Consider the following 17,940-nt stretch of genomic DNA (forward strand, 5'->3'; position numbering starts at 1 on the left):
GGCACCGCGGCAAGGATGCCGCGGTAGCCGCCCCCGGCCATGGATGGCCGATGGCGGCGGGCCCCCGGAGCAATGCCGGAGTGAGGGCATGCCGAGCCACAGCGAGGCACCGAATGGCGGGGCAAGAGCCCTTGGTTACTTGGGGCTTTTCCAAGTGACTCGCTGTAAAAGCGAAACCAATAGCCGCCATGACCGCAGAAACGGATATGTACACCACAAAAGCGGCCAAACACTGAGCACGCGTTGTCACTTCATAGTCGTGGCGATGATTTCCACCAGGTTGATTTGGGTAAAGGGTTTGGACAGGCGTGGAAGTCTGGTGGCGAAACCTTCCAGGCGCTCGGCGTAACCAGTGGCAAGAATGATCGGCAGGCTCGGCTTAATGATCCGGATGGCCTGCGCCAGTTGCGCGCCATTCATCTGTGGCATGGCCATGTCGGTGATGACCAGATCAATCGCCTGTTCGCTGTCGAACATGGCCAGCGCCTGTGCACCGGACACTGCACTGATCACTCGATGCCCCAGGTCCTCGAGCAACAGGCAGGTACTGGTCAATACCAGACTGTCGTCATCCACCACCAACACACACAGTCGGGGCACGGGCGGTGCGGCGTGCTCCTCGGCAACAGGTTTGGCGACTGAACCAGCGGCGGCGACGGGTATCCACAGTTCGGCGGTTGTACCTTTGTCCTTCAGGCTCTTGAGAACGAATCGACCGCCCAATTGCTCGATAAAACCATGAACCATCGACAGCCCCAGGCCAGTACCTTTGCCAACACCCTTTGTGGTGAAAAAAGGGTCCGTTGCCGATGCCAGCGTCGCGTCATCCATACCCTCACCGGTGTCGGTGACACTCAGGCAGACATAACGACCGGGCGCCAGGGAAAGCTGCTCCTTGTCCAGAACAGCATCTGTCTGGGCACTGATCACGATTTTTCCGCCATGGGGCATTGCATCGCGAGCGTTGGTCACCAGGTTCAGGACAGCCAGTTCGAGCTGATTGACGTCGGCCATGACCGGTTCAAGTTCTGCCGAAAAGCGCGTTTCGAGCACCACGGAAGGCCCGAGGGAGCTGCGCAACAGTCCGGTAATTCCTTGCACCAGCTTCGGAATCTCGACAGGTTCGGACTTGAGCTCCTGGCGTCTGGCAAACGCCAGCATGCGCTGAGTCAGGGTTACGCCACGCTGGGCACCCTGGGTGGCGTTGTCCACCAATCGGGTAATTCTCGAATCGTCCCCGACGCGTTTGCGGATGATCTCCAGATTGCCAAGGATGACGGTCAGCAAGTTGTTGAAGTCGTGGGCGATACCACCACTGAGTTGACCGATGACCTGCATCTTCTGCGCCTGAAACAGCGCTTCGCGGGTTTGCTCAAGGGCCTGCTGGGCTTGTGTGACTTCGGTGATATCGCGGGTGATCTTGGCGAAGCCGAGTAACGTTCCGGTGTCGCCCCGAATCGGGTCGACCACGACATGTGCCAGGAACCGCGTACCGTCCTTGCGAACACGCCAGCCTTTGTTTTCGAACCGCCCCTCACGTATTGCAATGTCCAGGGTCCGTTGTGGTTCGCCGGCCTCGCGGTCTTCCGGGGTGTAAAACATCGAAAAATGCTGGCCGATGACTTCTTCGGGCAAGTAGCCCTTGATGCGCTGAGCCCCAAGGTTCCAGTTGGTTATGCGGCCATCCGGGGTGAGCATGTAGATGGCGTAGTCAGTGACGCTTTGAACCAATAGGCGGAATTGCTGCTCGCTTTGCTTGAGGACTTCTTCGGCCATTTTGCGGTCGGTCAGGTCCCGGGTGATCTTGGCAAACCCCAGCAACGTGCCCGACGGGTCGAGAATCGGATCAATGACGACGTGGCACCAGAAATGTGTGCCGTCCTTGCGAACCCGCCAGCCTTCCCCCTCGAAACGCCCTTCCCTGATCGCCGTGTCCAGCGCTCGCCGGGGCAAACCGGTACTGCGATCCTCTTCGGTATAGAACCGCGAAAAGTGCTGACCGAGAATCTCGGCCTCTTCATACCCCTTGAAACGCTTGGCGCCGGCGTTCCAGCTGGTGATGATGCCATCGGGATCAATCATGTAGATCGCGTAGTCAATCACAGCATCGATCAACAGGCGAAAACGACTGTCGTCGATGGCGTTGGCTTTGGTCCGATCCTCGTTCATTGATCCCTCACGTCACTCTCGTTTTTCTGGAGTATGCGACAAACCGAAAATTTGGAAAGTTCGAAAATAACGCTGGGTGGCGGCTCTGGAACGTATGCCTCAGATTACCGGGTGGTCATACGTTCACTGAGTTGCAATAGAGGCTGGCGCAATCGACCACCAACGCGGCAGTAACTGCTTGACCTTGCTATCGCCAAACCGGTCATCGATCAACATCACCACCCCTTGATCCTGCTGGGTGCGGATCACCCTCCCCGCCGCCTGCACCACTTTCTGCACACCGGGAAACAGGTAAGTGTAGTCATAACCGGCGCCGAATATTGCTGCCATGCGCTGTTTCAACTGCTCGTTGACCGGGTTGAGTTGCGCCAGTCCGAGGGTGGCGATAAACGCTCCGATCAGTCGCGCGCCCGGCAAGTCGATGCCTTCGCCAAACGCCCCGCCCAGCACCGCGAAACCGACGCCCTGACTCTCGGCGGTGAACTGATCGAGAAAGTCCTGACGCTGTCCTTCCCCCATCCCCCGGGACTGCGACCACAGATTGATGTATGGGTGTTTCTCGGCCAGCAACTGCGCCACTTGCTGCAAATAATCGAAGCTGCTGAAAAACGCCAGGTAGTTGCCGGGACGCTGGCTGAACTGCCGGGCGATCAGCTCGACGATCGGCGCAAGGGATGACTGGCGATGGACGAACCGGGTGGAGATCTGGCTGACGATGTGCACTTGCAGCTGATCGGCGTGAAATGGCGATTCAACGTCTATCCACACCGTGTTCGCTGGCGTGCCGAGCAGATCGGCATAGTAGTGGCGAGGGCTCAGGGTCGCGGAAAACAGCACGCTGCTGCGTGCAGCCGTCAGGCGTGGGCGGATGAAGCCGGCGGGCACCACGTTGCGCAGGCACAGCTGCGACAGGTTGCGTTGGCGGTCGAGGTCGCGCTTGCTGATGTCGAACAGGAACTGTTCATCAAAGAGCTCGGCCACCCGGCAAAACTGCAGCATGTCGAAATAGAAGTTCTGTAACGCTCCGTCCAGGCCCTGCGGATGATCGTTCAGGTAATCGCCGATGCTCGCGCTGCACGACGACAACGCCTGGAGCAGTTTTTCCGGCGCCTTGTCATAGGCCTGATAGGCGCCGAGTTGCAGATTATGCAGGGCATTCCACTCACGATTGACCCGTTGCAAGGGTTTTTTCAACGCTTCGGGCGCGGTTTTTCGTACGCCGTTGAGGGTCGATTGGTCGAGGCTGGCGCTGTACATCTGCCGGCCGCGCTCCACCAGGTTGTGCGCTTCGTCCACCAGCACCGCGACGTTCCAGTTATTGGCCTGGGCCAGCCCGAACAGCAGCGCGCTGAAATCGAAATAGTAGTTGTAATCGGCGACCACCACGTCCGCCCAGCGGGCCATTTCCTGGCTCAGGTAGTAGGGACAGACGTCGTGTTGCAGGGCGACCTCGCGCAACGCGTTCTGGTTCAGCAGGGACAACGTGCTGGCCGCCTGGCGAGCGGCGGGCAAGCGATCATAAAACCCTTGGGCCAGCGGGCAGGATTCGCCGTGACAGGCTTTGTCTGGATGCTCGCAAGCCTTGTCCCGGGCGATCATTTCGAGCACCCGCAAGGGTGGCGCGTTGGCGCTGTCGAGGATCACTTGCGCGGCGTCCAGTGCCAGTTTGCGCCCCGGGGTTTTCGCCGTGAGGAAAAACACCTTGTCCAGTTGCTGCGGCGCCAGGGCCTTGAGCATCGGGAACAGCGTGCCGACCGTCTTGCCGATCCCCGTGGGCGCCTGGGCCATCAAGCAACGACCGGTGCTGACGGCCTTGAACACCGATTCCGCCAAATGACGCTGCCCCGGTCGAAAGTCGGCGTGGGGAAACGCCAGTTGTTGCGCCGCCTGATTTCGCCCTTCGCGATGAGCCATTTCCTGCTCGGCCCAGTGCAGGAACAAGGCGCAATGTTGTTCGAAGAACAGCCGCAGTTGCGCGGCGCTGAACGCTTCGACCAGGCAGGTTTCCTTTTCGCTGACGATGTCGAAATACACCAGGGCCAGATTGATCTGCGCCAGCTCCAGTTTCTGACACATCAACCAACCGTAAATCTTCGCCTGCGCCCAGTGCAGCTGACGGTGGTTGGCCGGTTGTTTGCTCAAGTCGCCGCGATAGGTTTTGACTTCTTCCAGGCAGTTTTGCGCGGGGTCGTAGCCGTCGGCCCGGCCCTTTATCTTTAACGTTTGATACTGGCCTTCAAGCGCGACTTCACTCTGGTAGCCCTCGCTGCGCCGGGACGCCACCGTACGGTGCCCGACAATCCCTTCCAGCGCCGTCGGCGAAGGCGTGAAACGCAGATCGAGGTCACCGGCCTTGGCGGTGAATTCACACAGCGCCCGCACCGCGATGCTGTAACTCAAGCGCCCTGCTCCGCCCATTGCACGTAGCAGACAGCAATCGGCATCTGGTGCTCATGACAGAACTCGAGCCAGCGCAATTGGTTGTCTTGCAGGCGATCACCGGGGCCTTTGACTTCGATCATCCGGTAGGTTTTGTCCTGCGGCCAAAACTGGATCAGGTCCGGCATGCCGGCGCGATTGGCCTTGATGTCCAACAGCAGTCGATTGAACCAGTGCTTGAGGTGTTCGGCCGGCAAGCAATCGAGTGCCTGATCGAGCAATTCTTCGCTCAGCACACCCCAGAACACGAAGGGCGACTGCACGCCCCACTTGCTGGCATAGCGTTCGCGAATTGTCTGGCGGTAACGCTCGTCATCGAGTTCCGCCAGGCAGTCCTGGAACAGCTCCGCGCGGCGTGCGTGAAAGTCCTCATTGAGCAGATCCACCGGCCCACGCTGGAACGGGTGGAAAAACGCCCCCGGCAACGGCGCGAAAATCGCCGGCCAGCACAGCAGACCGAACAGCGAATTGATCAGGCTGTTTTCGACATAATGCACCGGTGCCGATTCTTCCGCCAAATGCGCCTGAACGTAAGACTCCACCGACAGCGCCGGGTCGGTTCTGGGCAGTTGCAGGTCCAGGCGCAGCATTTGCCGTGGGGACGAGCGCTTTATCACCGGACCGCCCAACTTGCGCCGCAGCCTGGGCAGCACACGCAGCAATTGTTGCTGTTCGGCGGCACTTTCCGGCGATTGCTCCACTGCGACGGCCAGGTCCATGGCCAACTGGTATTCACCGCAGCGCTCCAATACGCGAATCAACCGCAGGCGCGCGCCGGGATAGGCACACTCGCGGTAGATCGCCAGTGCGGTAGAGAAATCCGCCAGGCGCTCGCAGTGTTGACCGATCTGGAACAACAGTTTGCCGCGACGTCTTTGCAGCCAGGGATTGCTCAGCGCCAGCCCTTTGATCTGCTCGACAATGCCTTCCACGGCTTCGCCGGCCTCAAAATGCTGCTGACACTCATGAAGGAAGAGGCAGGCGTCCACGTCGTCACGGCTGCGCAGGCCTCGGGAGTCGGCGCAGAACTCGACTTTTTCATAGGTAAAGATGCCCAGGTCAGCCAGTACGAATTCGGACCAATCCTGGTAAAGATTGCCGAAAAACATCAAGCGCAGCCGGTCGCACAGGCCCATGATGGTCAGGCTGAACAATCGGTCATCCAGCGACGGGCACCACTGGCCGAAACTTTGGGCCTGGGGAAACTGTTCGCTCAGTGCGGGCAGCCAATCGGTCTTTTTTCCCTTGGGTTGATCGATGGTGGCGCCAAAACACTGGAGAGTTTCCGCCTTGAGCAGCACCTCGAACAGCGCTTCGATCGACAGCGGCGATTGCTCATCGATCCAGCCCAGTGCCAGCAGTGGTCTGGCGGCGATGACGATGTCGCCGATCTCGAGGTAATGCAGCTTGCTCGCCCGGAAGTGAATTCCCTTGCGCATCACCATCCTGACCAGCAGCGCCCTGGACTCACGGGGCAACCGCTTGAACTCGTGGATGAAGTGTTGCTCTTCGACGCTCAGCACATCGGCATAGCGAAGCTCAAGCCAATCAAGCACTTGCATGAAGTTGTTCAAGTAGTAGAACGGATCGTCGAGAGGGTTTGCAGTCACAGGAAAAAAGGCCATGGCGAGCGAGTACTGGTTATGCGTACAGATACCAGCTACGCCCTGCCCCGTGCAAACGGAAAAGGATAAGCGGCGGCATTAATCGGTAATTTTTCGAGTGTCTATGAACTTTCTGCCTTTCCCTCGCACCTAACCGCGTTAGAGGCGCAGTGACGATTGATTTCGTCCGTGGCAGTCGCGCTGTTTTTTTGAAGGATGAGAGGTGGTTATGAATATTAAGACTCTGGGCCTGCCCCTGGCGGTAGCGGCCTTTCTGGCCCTGGCCGGTTGCTCGACACCAACGGTTGTGACGCTGCAGAACGGCACCCAGTATTTGACCAAGGACATGCCGAAAACCAAGACCAAGGACGGCTTCTTTGAATTCGAAGATATTTCCGGGGCGAAAGTGAAGGTCAAGGCTGATGAAGTGACCACGATTCGAAAGGAAGACTGAGCACCGAGTCATCGTTCTTCGCGAGCAAGCCCGCTCCCACATTGGATTTGTGTACACCACAGATCCAATGTGGGAGCGGGCTTGCTCGCGAAGAGGCCCTTACCAGGGCCACATCATCTTCAGGTAATAACAATCCCCGTACCCGACAAACTATCCAATCCCACCCCAACCAACGTCACCGAATCCCCCCCAAACGTCAGCACCGTGTCGTGCCCCACCGCCGTGGCATGCGCCCGATAGTCGTCGTTCGGCATCACCCCCTGAACCCCGAGAAACACCAGTTTGTCGCTGGCCTGGTAACCAACCACCCGGTCCTGACCAAACGCGCCGCTAAACAGGAACGTATCGATCCCGCCCCCCGACTCCAATAAGTCATTGCCCGCCCCGCCGACAAACACGTCGTTACCCTTGCCGCCGAGCAAATGGTCGTTGCCGTCCAGCCCCAACAACCAATCACCACCGGCGTGAGCCGTGAGCGTATCGGCCCCGGCACCGCCCTTCACTGTAGACGCGTACTGAGTCAGGTTGTTGCCCGCCTTAAGGCCTTCGGCCGTGACGCTGTGGATCACGTCATCCTTGAACAGCCCCCACAGAAACCCCGGCTCCTTGGTCACAATGCTGCCGATGTCGCGGGTCATGCTGATGCCGCCATTGGCGTCGCGGATGTACAGGTTTCCGGCGCCGTCATTGGCGAAGTCGAAATTTTTCACCGACTGCTGCACGTCCAGCACGTTGTTGCCCTTGCCGCCCAACAGGATGTTGTAACCACCACCGTCGCGGAAGGTGTCGTTGCCATCGCGGCCTTCCAGGTAGTCATTGCCCTTGCCACCCTGAATCAGGTCATCGCCGTCACTGCCGATGATGAACGTGCTGCCCTTGTGGGTTTCAGCGTTGCGATTCAGATCCTGAACCCAAGTGTTGGCGCGCGCCGGGTCCGACAGGTTGGCAACGATGATCGTCGAGTCTTTGCTGGTGAGGTCGTAGAACTTCGACTCGATCACCCGGTTCATGCCGTCGCCATAAGCGGTGGGCAAGTGAGAGATCCAGGTCGGAATGTTAAGGATGGAAAACGGCAGCACATTCCACGCTGTAGAAGCGTAGTGGTCGTTGAAGCTGACGATGTTATCGGTCGCCGAGACCTTGGCGGCATCGTGCACGCCCACCGACGACAGGTTAAAGGATGAACCATCGAGGGCGCGGTACACCGGGTCGTTCTCGTAACCGACGTTCAGCACTTTGTCGGTGCTGCTTTGGGTCGGCGAGGCGTAGGCGATGTAGTTGGAATCCTGGTAGAACCCGGCCCACTTGTCGTTGCTCAAGTCTGCCAGGCTATTGACCGCCAACCCGCCGAGGCTATGGCCGCTGACCAGCACGTCCTTGCCCGACAGGCCATTGGCCCGGGCAAATGCCGCCACGTCGCTGAGCAGGTCGCCGAAGGCTTCGCCGACGTAGTTCTTGGCATAATCCTTTGGCCCCAACGCCGCCAGCAGATCATTGATCACATCGCCGATGGAATCGCTGATCTGGCTTTCTCGTGGGCCGCTGGTGCCGCGAAAGGCGATACCGATTTCGCTGAGATGACCCTGCGCGTCGTACTTGCCGAGGATTTCCACCTGAGCGCTGGTGTACCCGGTTTTCTCGCCGAAGAACGTTCCACGTGCATCGACCTTGCCGTCATAGCCCAGTTGCGTGGCGGTGATGGGCGTCCAGCCGGCTTTCTGCACCGCGTTCAGCGCGGCTTTTTCCGAATCGGGGTTCCATGGGATTCCGGGAATGACGCCCTGGGAGTCGGTGCCGCCGATCAGCGCGGTCACCAGTGTCGCCGGCAAGCCAAGGCCGAAGCCGTTGTGCTGATAACCGGTGGCAAAGCCGTTATCCAGGTTGTGGTAGGAATACAGCGTGATCGCCATCGCGTCGGTAAATAACGCTTTGGAATTGGCTGTACCGAAGTTTTTGTAGTCGTACACACCCATTGGTATTGCCTCTCTCTTTGTTGGAATTGTTAGAGATAGCTCACAACCAGGACGCCCGATCACGAGGCGCCCCGGAGCATTTAGTGCATGCAGCCTCAGGCAAACGTAATGCCTGAAGCCGACAGGTTATCCAGTCCCACTCCCACCAGGGTCACGGCAAAGTCGCCAATCTTCAGCACCGTGTCATGGCCCGACTGCGAAGCGTGTTGCGTGTAGTCATAACCCTGCCCCGCGCCCTGAACGCCCATGAACAGAAGTTTGTCGTTGCTCTGGTAGCCATTGACCACGTCGAAACCGAAGGCGCCGCTGAACAGGAACGTGTTGTTGCCACCCGAGGCCTGCATCACGTCATTGCCCACGCCACCGACGAAGGTCACGTGGCTTTTGTCGCTGCGCAGCAGGTCGTCGCCGGCATTGCCGAACAACCAGTCGCCGTCGACAGTGGCCGCCAGTGTGTTGCCGTAGGCGTCACCGTTGAGCGAGTGGTTGTAGTGGGTCAGTTCGCTGCCATTGAGCAAACCGTTGGCGGTCACGCTGTAAGTCACCTCCTTGCTCCCCCACCATGAGCCCGACTCCTGACTGACCAGCGCGCCGATGTCGCGAGTCATGCTGATGCCGCCATAGGCATCCCGCACGTACAGCGTGCCGTCGCCGTCGTTGGCAAAGCTGAAGTTCTGCAACGGCTTCTGCAATTCGAAGGTGTTGCTGCCCTTGCCGCCCAGCAGGAGGTTGTAGCCACCGTCATCGCGGAACCGGTCATTGCCATCGCGACCTTCGATGAAGTCATTGCCGGCACCGCCCTTGAGCAGGTCGTTGCTGTCGGTGCCGATGATGAATGTGCTGCCGGTGTGAGGTTCGCCGCTGCGACCGAGGTCCTCGACCCAGGTCTTGCCCCGGGACGCTTCCGCCAGGTTGGACACGATCAGCGTCGAGTCCTTGTCGGTGAGGTCGTAGAAGCGCGAGTCGATCACCCGGTTCAACCCGTCGGCATACCCCAGCGAGCCGTGAGCCGACCAGTTCAGCGGATTGAGGATGCTGAACGGCACCAGGTTCTGCGCGGTGGACGCGTACTGGTCATTGAAGTTGACGATGTTGTTGGTCGCCGAATCCTGATGACCGTCGTGCTTGCCCAGGGAGCCGCTGCTGAATGTCGTGCCGTCGAGTACCCGAAACACCGGATCGTTCTCGTAACCGATGTTCAGCACGTTGTTGCCAGTAGCGCTCTGGGTCGGCGAGGCGAAGGCAACGTAGTTGGCCTCCTTGAAGAAACCGCCCCAGTTGTCGCCGCTCAGTTCGGCGAGGCTGTTGACCCCTAATCCGCCGAGACTGTGACCGCTGACCAGAACATCCCTGGCGTTCAGGCCATGGCCGATCGCAAACGCGGCGACGTCCTTGAGCAAATTGTCGAAGGCGTTTTTCGCATAGTTCGTCGCGTAATCCACCGGGCCGACAGCCGCCAGCAGGTTGTTTTTCATGTCGCCAAAGGTGTCGCTGTAACCCAGGCCGCCGGTGCCACGAAAGGCAATGCCGATACCGATCAGCTTGCCCGCCGCGTCGTATTTGCCGAGTACTTCGGCTTCGGCGCTGGTGAAGCCGTCCTTCTCGCCATAGAAGGTGCCTTGTGCGCCGACCTTGCGTTGATAACCCAGCTGTGTAGCGCCAATCGGCGCCCAACCGGTCGCAGGCAGTGGCTGCCCCGTCGGGGTGTACGCGTACAACGTCAGGGCGATGGCGTCGCTGTACAACGCCTTGCCGTCAGCATTTTTGTAATCAAACAGTCCCATAGGTTTGCTTCCTTTGCGTCAAATCAGAACTGCCAGTCGAGCGTCAGACCCACACCGTGGTCTTTCTCGCGGGAGCCGAGCAGTCCGTTGTAATCCAGGCTCAAACGAACGTCCTGCGCCACCGCCAAACCGGCCCGCGCACCCACAACGGCGGCGTTGCGGTCCAGGGAAACGCTCTGCACGCTGAACGCGGTGTTGCCGTTGGCGAAGGCCAGGTGGTCTTCGGAACGGGTGTTGCTCAGGTTGTGCTGCCAGCCCAGCGTGCCGGACAGTTCCAGCTGCTGCTTGTCCGACAGGGCAATCGCTTTGCTCGCCCGCAGGCCGAGGGTCGAGAGCACAGCGTCGCGGTTGTTTTCGCCGCCCTTGAGCGCCGCGGCATCACCTTTCTCGGTGAAGCTGTCGCTGTTCAGGTGCACGTAAGCCAGGTTGGCGAACGGTTCCAGTGCCAGCGGTTGCAGGTCCAGGCGATACGCCGCTTCGGTAAACAGTTGTGCGGTTGTCGCATCGCGTTTGGATTTCTGTTTGCCGCTGACGTCGCCGAATTGCAGGTCACGCTTCACGTCAATGCGGTGCCAGCTGTAGGCGCCGCCGACGCTCAGACGCAGCGCATCGATTTCATGGCCCAGATAGGCGCCCAAGTGGTAGCTGTCGACGGAGGCTGACGAATGCGTGCCATCGCCCATGCTCAACGAACTGTCGCTGTAACCGGTCACGAAACCCAGCCGCGTATCTTCAGTGATCAGCCCGTCGACACCGGCCAGCAAGCCGCCGATGGAGCTGTTGGAACTGGCGTTGTCATGCCCGCCATCGCTCTTGCCCCAGGCGCCGAGGACTTTGACCCAGGCGTTGCTGCGGTCATCGGTGGGTGCCGCAGCGTTGAACAGATCACGCTCACGCAGGCGTTCGCCGACGGCATCGCGCAGGTAACGGCTGTCGTTGATCAGCAGCGTGCCGATTGCCGGATGAATTTCACCGGACAGTTGCTGGAAGGCTTGTTGCGCGACGGCGGCAGTCGGCGACAACAGCAAAGTTTCATAGAGCGGATTGCCGGCGCCCAGTTGCTCGGTGGCCGCGGCGACGGCGCGTTGATTCGGGGTTTGGCCGACGCTGGCGAAAGACGCTGCGTTGCGCTCTACCGCCAGTTGGATGCCATTGGCCGAGTAGCCGAGTGTGCCTCCGATGAACAGATAATCCGGGAGCACGGCGCCGAAACGCCCTTCGATCCCGCCGGCCGCTTGCAGAATGTTGTACTGATGGCCGAGCAAGGATTTCACTTCGCGGGTGGTCAGCAAGGTCGGGCTGTTTTCCAGGGACAGGCTGACGGTAGCGCCGTCGATCACGGCTTTGCCGCCCGCCACGATCTGATCGCTGCTGGTCGGCGATAACTCCACGGCGTAGGTCGAGCCAGGTTCGAAGGTCACGTCGCCCGCCACTTGCAAGGTGCCGATGGAATTGCCTGGCGCCACGGTGCCACCGCTTTTCGCGGTCAATGCGCCGATGCGGCCATTACCGCCGAGGATCCCGCTGTCGTTGACGGTGACCGCCGAGAGCAGCGAGCCGTTGATGGCCAAGCGGCCCTGATTGACCAGGGTCGGGCCGGCGTAGGTGTTGGCGCCGGTCAGCACCAGCGTGCCGATGCCCTGTTTGGTCAGGCCACCATGGCCGGAAATGTCGTTGCGCCACGTGTCGAGGCCGCAGTGCACGTCATTGCACACGCGTTGAGTCGGTTTTCCCGCGTCGATGATCGCGCCGATCCCTGGCAAGTCCGCCACAAACTGACTGGAACCATAGGCACCCTGAATGCGGAACTCCTCGGGAATGTCCTGCTCGGTGACAAACATCGCCGGGCCATCGATGCCTTTGCGCAGGTTGATCATGCCCCAGCCGTACAGCGAATCGACACCTGGCGCACCGAGGTCGGTGGCCGTGGTGCGCAGTACGCTGGCGACCTGGGCGCCGGTCATGTACGGGAAGCGTTCCATCAACACGGCCATGGAACCGGCGACATGCGGCGCCGCCATCGACGTGCCGTTGTAGTTGGTGTAGCCGGTGGTCAGGTTGTCGGCGTTGGTACCGCTGATGATCGAGCTGTAGATCTTGCTGCCCGGTGCGGACACGCAAAAGCTGGCGGTGTAGCCGCAGCGCGATGAGAAGGTGCTGATGTTGTAGAGGTCCGGGCTGTTGAGGTCCGGGTTTTTCTGCAACGCCGCCACGGTCACCCAGTTCGGCGCGATGTCCGGGACGAAATAGCCCAGGCCGGCAATGGCGTCCGGGTTGTTGAGGTTGTAGTCGTTGCCGGCCGCGAAGATCGTCACGATACCGCTGCGGGCCGCCGCGATGGCGCCATCGTAGGCTCCGCCCGGTTTGGTCCCGAGCAACGGACGGATCTCGTTGAACTGCAATTGCGCGTCCTGCACGGTGAAATGCGGGTAGGCGGGGTTGCGTCCGCCGAGGTCGAAGCGATCGGTGATGCCGATGCCCCAACTGTTGTTGATGATCCGCGCGCCGCTGGCGATCAAGGCATCCCAACCAGCCTTGTAGACCGCGCCGTCGTTGCCGCGAATGATGCCGTCCTCCGGGCCCGGATCACCGTTGTCCGCACTGATGATCTGCGCGCCGAACGCCACGCCATGCATCGGGCCGCCATCGCGACTGCCGGCAGCGATCCCGCCAACGTGGGTGCCGTGGGCACCCAGTTCGCCGTCGGAACCGATCGAGGGCGAACCGTCGTAGCGAAAGGCATCGCCAGCTTTGACCGGGATGTACGGGTCGGTGTATTCGCGAATGCCGCTGGTGACCAGAGTGATCACCTTGTTGGTGCCGGAAAACTCCGGATGCGCGGCGTAGACCGGTTGGTCGAAGATCCCCAGCTTCACGCCTTTACCGGTGTAACCGGCAGCGTAGGCCTCTTGTGCGTTGACCGCTCCCAGCCCCCAATCGGCATTGAATTCAGTGCTGCGCCAACTGTTGGGATCGCCTGCTCTACCGTTTTCCACGTAAGGCGCCGCTTGCGCGGTACCGAGGGTGGCCAATGCGCAAAGCAAGGCAAGGTTGTTGTGCTTGTTATTCATCCAGCTACCGTCCTTAGTTGTGTTGCCAAAATCCCTGTGCCTTGAAAGCACCTATTTCTATTTGTGAAGCACGCCCTCTGCGTTAAAACTGCCAATTGAGGCTCAGCCCTACGCCATGGCTTTTCTCGCGGCTGGCCAGTTGGCCGGTGTAATCGAGGTTCAAGCGGATGTCCCGGCTCAGGGCCAGGCTGGCATGGGCGCCCACCAGCGCCGCATCACGCACCATTGGCGAACTCTCCACGGAAAACGCTGTGCTGCCGCCGGCAAACGCCAGGTGTTCTTCGGAGTCGGTATGGCTCAGGTTGTGCTGCCAGCCGAGGCTGCCGCTCAGGTCCAGTTTCTGCTGGCCGGACAGGTTCACGGTTTTCAATGCGCGCACGCCCAATGTGCTGAGCACCGCGTCACGCGTGTCGCCACTGCTTTTCAGTGCGGCAGCATCACCTTTCTCGGTGAAACCTTCGGTGTCGAGGTGCACGTAAGCCAGATTCGCGAAAGGTTCGAGCGCCAGCGGTTGCAGGTTCAGGCGATACGCCGCTTCACCGAACACTTGGGTAGTTCCGGCATCGACCTTGGCTTTCTGTTTGGCGCTGACGTCGCCGTATTGCAGGTCACGTTTGACGTCGGCGCGATGCCAGCTGTAGGCACCGCCGGCACTCAGGCGCCAGGTACCCAACTCGCGGCCGGCATAAGCACCCAGGTGATAGCTGTCGACCTTGGCCGACGAGTGAGTGCCGGAGCCCATGCTCACCGAGCTGTCGCTATAGCCGGTGACCAGACCGATCCGGGTTTGCTCATCGAGCGCCCCGTCGACACCGGCGAGCAAGCCGCCAATCGAGGTGGTGTAACCGGCGGTGTCATGGCGTTCATCAGTCTTGCCCCAAGCACCCAGCGCCTTGATCCAGCCATTGCTTTGAGTGCCTTGGGCGTCAATCAGTCGCTCACCAACCGCATCACGCAGGTAGCGGCTGTCGTTGATCAGTACCGAACCCAGCGCCGGATAGATTTCCCCCGACAACTGCTGAAACGCCTGTTGGGCGGATGTCGCGGTGGGCGACAGCAGCAGGCTTTCGTAAACCGGATTGCCCGCCCCAAGGCCTTCAACGGCGGAGGCTACGGAGCGCTGATTCGGCGTTTGGCCGACGCTGGCGAAGGTTGTGTCGTTACGCTCGACACTCAGTTGAATACCGGTGGCGGCGTAATCGAGGCTGCCGCCGATGTATAGATAATTGGGCAGCACCGCGCCGAACTGACCTTGAATACCGCCGGCCGCTTGCAGGATGTTGTACTGATGACCGAGCAGGCTTTGCACTTGTTGAGTGCTGAGCAAGGTCGGGCTGTTTTCCAGTGACAGGCTGACGGTCGCGCCGCTGACCGTGGCCGTGCCGCCCGCGACGATCCGGTCGCTCTCGGTCGGCGACAGCTCCACCGCGTAGGTCGAACCCGGCGCAAACGTGACGTCGCCGCTGACCTGCAAGGTGCCAATGGAATTGCCGGGCGCAACCGTAGCGCCGCGGTTGGCGGTCAGTGCGCCGACGCGCCCCGATCCGCCCAGCGTGCCGCTGTCATTGACGGTCACTTGCGATGCCAGCGAACCGTTGACCGACAGCAGACCGCCATTCACCGTAGTCGGCCCGCGATAAGTGCTGTCGCCGGTCAGCATCAGGCGCCCGGCACCGGACTTGATCAGGCTGCCTTCGTAGACCCGAGTGGAGGCTGCAAGATCCCGGGCCGTGCCCACCGCATAGTCGGTCTGATCCTGCTGGCTGGCACCAACCGGTACACCGTTCTCCCAACCTTTGGTCAGCAGTGTCTGTTGCCAGGCACTGTGTTCCGCCGCGTCTTCGCTCTGACGCTGAATCAGCGCCTTGTCGGTGATGTCGTTGCTCCAGACATCGCTCTGCCCTGCCCCCAGATTGGCGTCGAAACGTCCGAGTAATTGCCCCGGCCCGTGCATCGCCCGTTCTAGGTTGGCGACGCCCCAGCCGACGCGGGTATTCGGCGCCTCGGTGATCGAACCGTCGAGTTGGGTGGCGGTGGTCAACAGGGTCTCCAGCGCCTGCTGGTTGTTCATGTACGGATAGCGTTCCATCACCAGCGCCAAGGCACCGGTGGCATGCGGCGCGGACATGGAGGTGCCGGACTTGATCGCATAGCCAGCGCCGGGAATGGTGCTGTCGATCTTCGCGCCGGGGGTGGTGATGCACCAATACTTGGCGATCCCGCACTGGTTGTATTTCTGCTGGTTACTTTGATCCAGCCCCGACACCGCCAGCCAGTGGCCTTCCAGGTCCGGCTCAAAATACGGCAAGGCAGAACGCACGCTGGCGTTGGGGTAACCGCTGTTACCGGCGCTGAACACGTTGATCACGCCGCGCCTGGAAACGTCCGCCGCCTCATCGAGCCAGGTGCCTTTGTTCCAGTGCTGGGTGTAGGCCGCATGCAGATCGTCAAGGGTCCGATAGCTGACATCCGGTGGCTGGCTGCCCCAGCTGTTGTTGATCGCTCGCACACCGGCATCCGCCAACGCGTTATAGACCGCTTTGAAGTAGCGCGGATCAGGATTGGGGCCGAACAGGAAGCTGTCGTTCTTGTTGGTGTTGCCGACGTAGACCTGCGCGTTGTAGGCCACGCCGTGCATGCCGGTGCCGTCGCGGGAAGCGCCAATGGTGCCGGCGACGTGCGTGCCGTGGGAGTCGTTGTTGGCGTTGAGTGCGCCGTCGACATTGAACCGTGAGCCGTCAATGTAACTGCCGCTGGCGGTCACCGCGTGGTAACGGTCGGTGGCGAATTCGGGATGGGCAGCATCGAAGCCTGAATCGAGCTCGCCGATTTTCACGCCTTTGCCAGAGATGCCGGCGGCATAGGCTTGATCGGCTTGCATACGGGCAAGTCCCCAGTCGCGCTGGAACTCCGCCGAGCGCCAACTGGCAGCATCACCGGGCACACCGGTTTCCAGGTAAGCGGCTTGCACCGAGACGGGCATTGCTGACACCAGGAGTAATAGCGTGCCGACCGACATCGGCTTGATCTGTACGTCCGTGTTCATGACTTCTCGCTTTTTTTGTTTTTTTTGGGGCATCTATCGCGTTCTTGGGCCTTGGCCAAACGCTTCGTCAACCTTGGCCAAATCCTGCTCATTCAACGTCCCGGCGTAGTAATGCAACTTGGTCCAGGCCATCAAGTAGTCGTAGCGTGCCTGCGCCAGATCGCGGCGGGTGGTAAATAGTTGTTGTTCGGCGTTCAGCGCATCGAGGTTGACGCGCTCACCGCCCAAAATGCTTTGCTTGGTCGAGACCACCAGCGCTTCGGCAGACGTCAGGGCCTTCTGATAAGCCCGCAATTTGTTCACACCGGACAGGCAGGCGCTGAACTGCCGACGCAGCTGGATCAGGGTTTCCCGGGTCTTGCCGTCCAGTTCGTACTCGGCCTGCTCCATGGTGCGGCTGGCCTGACGGGTCGATGCGGACACCCCACCGCCGGCGTACAGCGGCACGCTGACTTCAATCCCGATGGTGTTGGTGTCGTAGCGCTGGTTGTAGGTGTTGCCGCTTTCCGACTCGTTCTGGCGCACCGAGGCGTAGGCGCTGACTTTGGGCAGGTGTCCGGCACGGTTGCGTTCAACCTCGTAACGCGCGACTTCCACGGCCTGACGCTGGGAGGCCAGGTTCGGGTTGTTGGCCACGGCCATCTCGTGCCAGGTGTCGTAATTGGCCGGCTGCAGGGTGAACGTCTGGAAACGCTGATCCAACGGCGCCAAATCCCCGATGTTGATCGTCGGCACGCCAATCAGCGCGCCCAGCTCTCGCAACGACGCGTCCTGCTCATCGCGGGCTTCGATTTCCTCGGCGGTGGCCAGTTCATAGCGGGACTCGGCCTCAAGGATGTCGGTGCGCGTGCCCTCGCCCTGGCGGAACATGTTCTCGTTCTGCTGAAACTGTTGCTCGAAGGCTTTTTTCTTGGCCTGCGCGATGTCGATCTGATCCTGAGCGAACAGCGCCTGGGTGTAATTCTCCAGCACCCGAACCAGCAGTTCCTGGCTCTTGCCGCGAAAGGCTTCGTCGGCAAACAGCGATTGCGCCACGCCTTTGCGGTACGACGCGTAAGCCTCGTAGTCGAGCAGCGGTTGTTGCAGGGTCAGGGTCGAGCCGTAACTGCTGTAGTTGCGATCATCGGTGCGGTTCTGCCCGCGCTCATTGAGGGCGGTGGCCTTGGAGGAGTTGCGCCCCTTGTTGTAGTTGTAACCGATCCTGGGCAACAGCCCGGCGCGGCCAATGACGCGGTTTTCAAGTCCGGCATCGCGTTCCTTGATGGCGCCGAGAAACACCGGATCATTGCGCAATGCTTGTTCGTAGACCTCGAACGGCCCCATGGCCAGCACACTGTTGCAGGTCAGCAACGCCAGGGTCGCTGCGAGCATGGAAAGCTTATTCATACAGCGGAACATCC

The 17,940-nt window shown here is 60.5% G+C and carries 9 protein-coding genes; 1 reads left to right on the forward strand and 8 read right to left on the reverse strand.

What is annotated here, in order from left to right:
- Positions 1–246: 246 nt before the first annotated feature.
- The 3 genes from ASC74_RS20950 to ASC74_RS20960 form a co-directional block, all read right to left on the reverse strand.
- Entirely contained in the window at positions 247–2,169 is a 1,923-nt protein-coding gene (locus tag ASC74_RS20950) for a hybrid sensor histidine kinase/response regulator (protein ID WP_056743694.1), read from the reverse strand.
- A 123-nt stretch (positions 2,170–2,292) separates the two neighbouring features.
- Entirely contained in the window at positions 2,293–4,569 is a 2,277-nt protein-coding gene (locus tag ASC74_RS20955) for an ATP-dependent DNA helicase (RefSeq protein WP_056743747.1), read from the reverse strand.
- Positions 4,566–6,233, reverse strand: coding sequence for a VRR-NUC domain-containing protein (locus ASC74_RS20960; protein ID WP_056743696.1), 1,668 nt, complete (start codon positions 6,231–6,233; stop codon positions 4,566–4,568). The genes ASC74_RS20955 and ASC74_RS20960 overlap by 4 nt, the downstream gene beginning before the upstream one ends.
- Positions 6,234–6,441: 208 nt before the next feature.
- Between ASC74_RS20960 and ASC74_RS20965 the strand changes: the two genes are divergently transcribed.
- Positions 6,442–6,666 (forward strand): YgdI/YgdR family lipoprotein, encoded by a 225-nt coding sequence (locus ASC74_RS20965; protein WP_056743698.1) that lies wholly within the window; start codon positions 6,442–6,444, stop codon positions 6,664–6,666.
- Positions 6,667–6,785: 119 nt separating this feature from the next.
- On the opposite strand, the gene ASC74_RS20970 is transcribed toward ASC74_RS20965, so the two are convergent.
- The 5 genes from ASC74_RS20970 to ASC74_RS20990 all read right to left on the reverse strand — a co-directional run bounded on the left by ASC74_RS20970 (position 6,786) and on the right by ASC74_RS20990 (position 17,938).
- The gene (locus ASC74_RS20970) at positions 6,786–8,639 is read right to left on the reverse strand and encodes a polyurethane esterase (RefSeq protein ID WP_056743701.1); all 1,854 of its coding nucleotides are present in this window, start codon (positions 8,637–8,639) and stop codon (positions 6,786–6,788) included.
- 95 nt (positions 8,640–8,734) lie between these two features.
- Complete coding sequence (locus tag ASC74_RS20975) at positions 8,735–10,423, reverse strand: polyurethane esterase (RefSeq protein ID WP_056743703.1); 1,689 nt, start codon at positions 10,421–10,423, stop codon at positions 8,735–8,737.
- A gap of 23 nt (positions 10,424–10,446) precedes the next feature.
- Positions 10,447–13,494, reverse strand: coding sequence for an autotransporter serine protease (locus ASC74_RS20980; RefSeq protein WP_056743705.1), 3,048 nt, complete (start codon positions 13,492–13,494; stop codon positions 10,447–10,449).
- 82 nt (positions 13,495–13,576) lie between these two features.
- Positions 13,577–16,540, reverse strand: coding sequence for an autotransporter serine peptidase EprS (eprS, locus tag ASC74_RS20985; RefSeq protein WP_056743750.1), 2,964 nt, complete (start codon positions 16,538–16,540; stop codon positions 13,577–13,579).
- 33 nt (positions 16,541–16,573) lie between these two features.
- Entirely contained in the window at positions 16,574–17,938 is a 1,365-nt protein-coding gene (locus ASC74_RS20990) for a TolC family outer membrane protein (protein WP_056743708.1), read from the reverse strand.
- Positions 17,939–17,940 lie beyond the last annotated feature (2 nt).

It is taken from the genome of Pseudomonas sp. Root329, assembly GCF_001424925.1.
Lineage (GTDB): Bacteria > Pseudomonadota > Gammaproteobacteria > Pseudomonadales > Pseudomonadaceae > Aquipseudomonas > Aquipseudomonas arabinosi.

Bases quoted from the DNA above. Each gene is read 5' to 3' on its own strand.
- ASC74_RS20990 (WP_056743708.1), bottom strand. From the start codon at position 17,938: ATGTTCCGCTGTATGAATAAGCTTTCCATGCTCGCAGCGACCCTGGCG.
- ASC74_RS20980 (WP_056743705.1), bottom strand. From the start codon at position 13,494: ATGAATAACAAGCACAACAACCTTGCCTTGCTTTGCGCATTGGCCACC.
- ASC74_RS20950 (WP_056743694.1), bottom strand. From the start codon at position 2,169: ATGAACGAGGATCGGACCAAAGCCAACGCCATCGACGACAGTCGTTTT.
- ASC74_RS20975 (WP_056743703.1), bottom strand. From the start codon at position 10,423: ATGGGACTGTTTGATTACAAAAATGCTGACGGCAAGGCGTTGTACAGC.
- ASC74_RS20965 (WP_056743698.1), top strand. From the start codon at position 6,442: ATGAATATTAAGACTCTGGGCCTGCCCCTGGCGGTAGCGGCCTTTCTG.
- ASC74_RS20960 (WP_056743696.1), bottom strand. From the start codon at position 6,233: ATGGCCTTTTTTCCTGTGACTGCAAACCCTCTCGACGATCCGTTCTAC.
- eprS (WP_056743750.1), bottom strand. From the start codon at position 16,540: ATGAACACGGACGTACAGATCAAGCCGATGTCGGTCGGCACGCTATTA.
- ASC74_RS20970 (WP_056743701.1), bottom strand. From the start codon at position 8,639: ATGGGTGTGTACGACTACAAAAACTTCGGTACAGCCAATTCCAAAGCG.